Source organism: Kitasatospora sp. NPDC051170 (assembly GCF_044455705.1).
GTDB lineage: Bacteria > Actinomycetota > Actinomycetes > Streptomycetales > Streptomycetaceae > Kitasatospora.
In genome coordinates, this window is record NZ_JBITFA010000004.1 from 618682 (window position 1) to 625535 (window position 6854).

A 6854-nucleotide genomic window follows, 5' to 3' on the forward strand; every position below is an offset into this window, starting at 1 on the left:
GGGAACGCCCGGCGCGGCCTGCGTGTAGATTCGTCACCAGAGCCAAGACGTCGCTGCTGATGGCGGTCGATCGGTGGTCCGCGCCCGTAGGGTGTGCGCCGGTCGAGGGAGAGAGGTCCTCCGACGGTTTGTGCCGCGTAGCAGGGAGCCGACCCGTACCCCGGGGCCGGCCGCCCCGGCGCGTCCGTGCACCCGCGCGGGCCGTCGTGCTGCGCAGCGCACCCGGACCTTTGGCCGTTCCCCACCCCAGCAGCGAGGAGCAGACGCATGTCGACCGACATCACCGGTGACTTCAAGGTCGCTGACCTTTCCCTGGCGCCGTTCGGCCGCAAGGAGATCCAGCTGGCCGAGCACGAGATGCCCGGCCTCATGTCCATCCGCGCCGAGTACGCCGCCGCGCAGCCGCTGGCCGGCGCCCGCATCACCGGCTCGCTGCACATGACCATCCAGACCGCCGTGCTGATCGAGACCCTCACGGCTCTCGGCGCCGAGGTCCGCTGGTGCTCCTGCAACATCTTCTCCACCCAGGACCACGCCGCGGCCGCCATCGCGGTCGGCCCGGAGGGCACCCCGGAGAACCCGCAGGGCGTCCCGGTCTTCGCCTGGAAGGGCGAGACGCTGGAGGAGTACTGGTGGTGCACCGAGCAGGCCCTGACCTGGCCTGACGGCAAGACCCCGAACATGATCCTCGACGACGGCGGCGACGCCACCCTGCTGATCCACAAGGGCGTCGAGTTCGAGAAGACCGGCTCCGCGCCGGACCCGTCCACCGCCGACAACGACGAGTTCCGGATCATCCTCGAGCTGCTGAACCGCACGCTCAAGGACACCCCGAACAAGTGGACCGAGGTCGCCGCCACGATCAAGGGCGTGACGGAGGAGACCACCACCGGTGTCCACCGCCTGTACGAGATGCACCGCGACGGCCAGCTGCTGTTCCCGGCCATCAACGTCAACGACTCGGTCACCAAGTCGAAGTTCGACAACAAGTACGGCTGCCGCCACTCGCTCATCGACGGCATCAACCGCGCCACCGACGTCCTGATCGGCGGCAAGGTCGCCGTCGTCTGCGGCTACGGCGACGTCGGCAAGGGCTGCGCGGAGTCGCTGCGCGGCCAGGGCGCCCGCGTCATCGTCACCGAGATCGACCCGATCTGCGCGCTCCAGGCCGCGATGGACGGCTACCAGGTCACCACCCTGGACGAGGTCGTCGAGATCGCCGACATCTTCATCACCACCACGGGCAACAAGGACATCATCATGGCCTCCCACATGGCCCGGATGAAGCACCAGGCCATCGTGGGCAACATCGGCCACTTCGACAACGAGATCGACATGGCCGGCCTGGCCCAGCTCGACGGCGTCGTGAAGACCGAGGTCAAGCCGCAGGTCCACGAGTGGCGCAAGGCCGACGGCCGCACCATCATCGTCCTCTCCGAGGGCCGCCTGCTGAACCTGGGCAACGCGACCGGCCACCCGTCCTTCGTGATGTCCAACTCCTTCGCGAACCAGACGATCGCCCAGATCGAGCTGTTCACGAAGACCGAGCAGTACCCGATCGGCGTCTACGTCCTCCCGAAGCACCTGGACGAGAAGGTCGCCCGCCTCCACCTGGACGCCCTGGGCGTCAAGCTCACCACCCTGAGCCAGGAGCAGGCCGACTACATCGGCGTCCCGGTCGAGGGCCCGTACAAGGCGGAGCAGTACCGCTACTGACGCGGTGACACGTCCGGTGGCCGGCACCCCCTCGGCGGGGGTGCCGGCCACCGGCGTGTTCGGCCGCCTTCAGCGGAGGACGTCGGTCGTCCAGGCGCCCTGGTCGAGGCCGACGGCCTCGGTGCGGGTCAGCAGCCAGGGCAGGCCGCCCAGCTGTTCCAGGGTGGGAGGCACGCCGGCGTCGGTGGTGATCGAGATCCGGACGCCGTTGCGCACCGCCTCCAGCGGCGGGCCCGGCGTGCCGGAGGGGGAACCGCTCGCGCCCCCGTCATCGGGGCGCAGCACCACCGAGACCCTCTTGCCGTCCAGCCGGAAGTCCACCCGCAGGCTCCAGACGGACGGACCGGACCAGTCCGGCCGCGAGAGCTGGACGCCGGTGACCTTGAAGGTCTCCGGCAGACCGGTGAAGCGCACGGGCAGCGGGACGGCGAAGCGGCCGAAGGTGATGTTCTCGGCGACCTTGTGCAGGGTCTCCTCGGGGACGGCCCCGGGCTTCTCGCCGAAGCCCGAGAGTTCGGCCCAGCGCCCCGAGGGGGTGAGCCAGCGCAGCGTGTTCCTCTCGTCGGAGGACCCGGCCTGCACGGTCCAGTGGGCCGTCGCCCCGTTGACCGGCGCGGCGTCGCGCGTCCCGGGCCCGGTGCCGCCGGGGGCGGTGGTCGGCGGCACCACACCGGCGGGGTACATCGAGAGCGTGATCATCCGGGACCCGGGGTCGGTGGAGAGGACATCGCCGTAGGTGCCGTCGGCGCCGGCCCGGTAGGTGATGTTCTTCTCCCCGTCGGCCCAGTCGGGCAGCCAGCCGAAGCGGAAGTCGGCGACCAGCGGGTCGGTTCCGGCCGGGTGCGGGGTGGGTGTGGAGACGGCCGGGGCGCCGGCGGCAAGGTTGCCGACCGACGGAACGTCGCCGGAACCGGTGCCGGGAGCGATGAGCGCGGTGGTCGCCACCACCGCACAGGTGACGGCGGCGGCCGCGCCGATCAGCATCCCCCGGCGACGCCGCCGCCGGGCGGTGCCCTCGGCGATGGAGCGGGCGGTGTCGAGCCGGGCGGGCGGCGCGGCCTCGTCGGCGAGAGCCGTCAGGCGGGCGGTCAGGTCGTCGCGGTCGTCGGCGGTCATGGCGTCCTCTCAACTACGGCGGTACGCGGGGTCAGGGTGTCTCGCAGGGTGCTCAGGGCGCGGGAGCTCTGGCTCTTGACGTTGCCGGAGGAGCAGCCCAGGGCCTCGGCGGCCTGGTCGATGGTCAGGTCGCAGTAGTACCGGAGCACCACGGCGGCCCGTTGGCGGGGAGGGAGGGCCGCGAGGGCCCGGCGCAGGTCGAGGGCGGCGTCCAGGTCGCCGCCGACCGCCGCCACGTCGGGGGCGGCGGCCGAGCGGACGGTGCGGCGCCACCAGGGGGAGCGCTGTTCGGCCAGGAAGGTGTTCACCAGGATCCGGCGCGTGTAGCCGTCCAGGTTCTCGACCCCCGAGGCTTTGGACCAGTTCACGTACAGCTTGGTGATCGTCTCCTGGACCAGGTCGTCGGCCCGGTGCCAGTCCCCGCACAGCAGATAGGCGACCCTGCGCAGCCAGCCGCTCCTGGAAGCCACGTACTCCGTGAACTCCTCGGTGCGCGTCTGCTTCGCCATCCGCACCCCCTCTCGTCGATGACGGCGGCGGCACCGGTCCGGTGCCGTCCACACCCCTAATGCGCGGACGGCCGGGGAACGTTGCACGCGAAGTGCGCACGTAGGCTTCGGGCATGCCCAACGGCCGGTACTCGCTGCACGACACCCACGACCAGGAGCTCCTCGGCGAGGAGCGGTTCAGCTGCGCGCCCGGCGCGGCCGGCTGGCGGTACGTCTCCAAGACCTACGCCCCCGACGGCCGGGTGATCGGGAGCCTCGACCTGACGCTGGACTCGCGGGCCCGCCCGCTGCGGATGGAGCTGCGGGCGGGCGGCTGGCAGGTGCGTGGTGGGGCGGTGGACGGGGTGGCCTGGGTCCGGACCGACGCGGCGGACCCGGGTGGGGCCCAGGCGGCGGAGGGGTACGACCGGGCGCACGCCTTCACCGGGCGATCGCCGGGATTCCTGGTCGCCACCGCGCGGCTGCTGCGGCTGGAGGAGGGGGCGAGCGCCCGGGTGCGGCTGGTGGCGTTCACCGAGCCCGTGCTGGCGCCGCGCACGCTCGACCAGGGGTGGCTGCTGGAGGGCGTGGACCGGCACGAGACGGACTCGGGGCCGCTGACGGTGGAGCGGTACCAGGTGGCGGACCTGGCCACGGGGGAGCAGCAGGTCGTGCACCTGGCGGGGGACGTGGTGCTGGCGGCGGCGGGGGTGGAGCTGGAGGAGCTGGCCTCGCCGCCGAACGCCTGGCCGGCGCAGTTCGGGGAGTAGGTCCCGTCTCTCGGGCGGGGCTCAGGCGGGCGGGCCTCAGGCAGGAGGTGCGAAGCCGCTGTCGGGGGCCGGCGGGGCGGCGGGCTTCTCGAGGGAGAGGGGCGCGGCCGTAGGTGCGGCGACGGGTGCGGCCTGGGCCGGTGCCGGGGCCGCCGGGACGCCGAGGACGCGGACGGGCCGGTCGTCCCAGACGGAGTCCGGTACGGGGGCGGCCTGCGCCTGGGCCTGGGCGGCGTACGCGGCCTGGGCGGCCTGCGCGGCGCGCCACTGCCGTTCCTGGGCCCGGGTCCACTCCCGCCGCTGGCGTTCGGTGAGCACCGCGCCCAGGTAGGCAGCGGGGTGCAGCCCGTGCGGCACGGCGAGGCCCGTGCGGCCGGCCAGGTCGGTGGCCAGCCTCTCGGACATCCGCTGGGTCATCACCGGGTCCAACTGCCCTATTCGGCTGAGCAGTTGGCGGATCGCCAGCCAGAGCGGCTCCGGCACGGCGGAGAGGTCCATCGCGACGAGCTCGCGGCCCATGCTCTGCAGCAGCTGCGGGTGCACCGGCGGCAGCGGGGCGGTCGTGCCGCCGCCGGACGCGGCGCGCTCGCGGACGACGACCGTCCCGGCGAAGACGTCGCCGAGGCGCTTGCCGTCCAGCCGCACGGCGGAGGTGATCACGGCCGGGCAGCCGACGAACGTGATCAGCTCGAAGAACCCGACGCCCGCGCGCACCAGTGAGTACCGGAACCGGACCGGCCCGCCGTCGGTGCGCACCACCCGCAGGCCGAGGGCGGCCTTGCCGAGCGAGCGTCCGTGGGTGAGGGTCTCGACGATCACGGGAACGGCGACCAGGAAGAACACCGTCAGGCCGAGCGAGACCGCCGCCAGCGCCGCCCGGTCGATGTCGATCAGGGCGACGCTCAGGACGAGCGTGGTCACGATCAGCGCGGCGAACTCCAGCAGCAGATCGATCAGGATCGCCAGGGCTCTGCTGGGGAGCTTCGCCGTCTGCAGGTCGAGGACGACGGCCTCGCCCGTCACCAGGTCGCTCAAGACACCCGTCCGTTCACGTTCGTGGAGCCGTACGGCCCCCGCATGGAGCCCGCCTCGTGGAGGCGGACCGGTGGGAGGGCGCTGCGGACGCGAGGCGGTGCCGGCAGCGGGTCGGCCCCCAACGACCCGTTGATCGCAATCCCTCCGCATTCTGATCCGCAGCCGCAAACATACGGCTCCGGGAGGTCGCACGGGAAGTGAGATCCCGGCGACCACGGCGTCGGAGGTTCCTGGCATGCTGGGCCGCGCTTGTCCGTACGTACCCCGCCCGCCCGCGCGAGCCGCCCCGAGCGCCTCGCCCACCCTGGAGCCGCCGAATGGACCTGGACGTCTTCGTCGTTACCCACCAGGGGGAGTGGGCCCGGCTGGACGCCCTCGCCCGCAGGCGCCGCCTCTCCGGCGAGGAGGCGGACGAGCTGGTGACGCTGTACCAGCGGGCCACCGGCCACCTGGCCAAGGTCCAGGCCGCCGCGCCCGACCCGGCCCTGGTGGCCAGGCTCACGGGCCTGGTGTCGCGCGGCCGGGCGGCGGTGACCGGCTCCCGCACCAACGGGTGGCAGGACGTCGCCCGCTACTACACGGTGAGCTTCCCGGCCGCGCTCTACCGCTCCCGCCGCTGGTGGCTGCCGATCGCGATCGTCTCGTTCGCGCTCAGCGCCCTGATCGCCTGGTGGCTGACGGCCCACCCCGAGGTGCTCCGCAGCCTCGCCTCCCCGGACGAACTGCGGGAGATGACCCGCCCCGGCGGGGAGTACGAGGCGTACTACTCGGACCGGCCGGCCAGCTCCTTCGCCGCGCAGGTCTGGACGAACAACGCGTGGATCGCCGTGGAGTGCCTGATCTTCGGGATCGCGTTCGGCATCCCGGTGATCTACGTCCTGTGGTCCAACGTGCTCAACCTGGGCGTCGGTATCGGCCTGATGGCCTCCGCCGGCCGGCTCGACATCTTCCTCGGCCTGCTCATCCCGCACGGCCTGCTGGAGCTGACGGCCGTCTTCGTCGCTGCGGGCCTGGGCATGCGCCTGGGCTGGACGATCATCGACCCCGGCCCGAAGACCCGGGGCGTGGCCCTGGCGGAACAGGGCCGGGCCATCGTCGGCATGGCGATGGGCCTCGCGACGGTGCTCGCGATCTCCGGCGTCTTCGAAGCCTTCGTGACCCCGTCCGGCCTTCCCACCTGGGCCCGTATCTCCATCGGCGTGGCCGCGGAGATCGCTTTCCTCCTCTACGCCCTGGTGCTGGGACGGAAGGCCGCCGCGAGCGGGGAAATCGGCGACCTGGACGCGGCCGACCGGGCGGACCTGCAGCCCGTGGCCGCCTGAGCCGATGTGATCACCAGGCCCCTGACCTGGTACTCTTCTCGCATCTCAGCCAAACCATTGACGTGGTGGGGGTGGGCTAGTAGGTTTCAACGGTTGGGAGCGACTGGACAACGGTCGCCCCGGGCGTTAGTGTCTACGACACCGCCGAAATCGGGCAGGTGCATTTCACGAAATGCACGCCCCGGATGAAGCAAATCCCGCGGACAGAGCACACCGAAAGCTTTGATAGGCTTCGGAGCGAAGTTCGAAGGAAATCCCCCCAGCGGGAATCGGATGAATGAAACTCCGGAAAACGGAGCGGAAAACATCTGGTAAGCTGGAAACACGAAAGAACGAAGCGCCCGGAGGGCCCGCTGGAAGGCGGCTCGAAGGAAGCGTCCGTTCCTTGAGAACTCAACAGCGTGCCA

At 71.8% G+C, this 6854-nt stretch carries 6 protein-coding genes; 3 read left to right on the forward strand and 3 right to left on the reverse strand.

Features of this window, described 5'->3' with window-relative positions:
• Window positions 1–267 precede the first annotated feature (267 nt).
• Complete coding sequence (gene ahcY / locus ACIBCA_RS13070) at window positions 268–1716, forward strand: adenosylhomocysteinase (protein ID WP_396282917.1); 1449 nt, start codon at window positions 268–270, stop codon at window positions 1714–1716.
• Between the two features lie 69 nt (window positions 1717–1785).
• Here ahcY and ACIBCA_RS13075 read toward each other — a convergent pair whose 3' ends face one another.
• Together ACIBCA_RS13075 and ACIBCA_RS13080 are read right to left on the reverse strand one after the other, a co-directional pair.
• Window positions 1786–2832 carry a hypothetical protein gene (locus ACIBCA_RS13075; RefSeq protein WP_396282918.1) on the reverse strand — a complete coding sequence of 349 codons (1047 nt, stop codon included), beginning with the start codon at window positions 2830–2832 and terminating at the stop codon, window positions 1786–1788.
• Entirely contained in the window at window positions 2829–3341 is a 513-nt protein-coding gene (locus ACIBCA_RS13080) for a SigE family RNA polymerase sigma factor (protein WP_396282919.1), read from the reverse strand. Before ACIBCA_RS13080 ends, ACIBCA_RS13075 begins: the two co-directional genes overlap by 4 nt.
• 113 nt (window positions 3342–3454) lie before the next feature.
• Between ACIBCA_RS13080 and ACIBCA_RS13085 the strand changes: the two genes are divergently transcribed.
• On the forward strand, window positions 3455–4090 hold the full coding sequence (locus ACIBCA_RS13085; RefSeq protein ID WP_396282920.1) for a hypothetical protein: 636 nt from the start codon (window positions 3455–3457) through the stop codon (window positions 4088–4090).
• 36 nt (window positions 4091–4126) lie between these two features.
• Here ACIBCA_RS13085 and ACIBCA_RS13090 read toward each other — a convergent pair whose 3' ends face one another.
• Window positions 4127–5125, reverse strand: a complete 999-nt coding sequence (locus tag ACIBCA_RS13090) for an RDD family protein (RefSeq protein WP_396282921.1) — start codon at window positions 5123–5125, stop codon at window positions 4127–4129.
• Window positions 5126–5442: 317 nt separating this feature from the next.
• Between ACIBCA_RS13090 and ACIBCA_RS13095 the strand changes: the two genes are divergently transcribed.
• Window positions 5443–6447 (forward strand): stage II sporulation protein M, encoded by a 1005-nt coding sequence (locus ACIBCA_RS13095; RefSeq protein WP_396282922.1) that lies wholly within the window; start codon window positions 5443–5445, stop codon window positions 6445–6447.
• The last annotated feature ends 407 nt before the right edge of the window (window positions 6448–6854 follow it).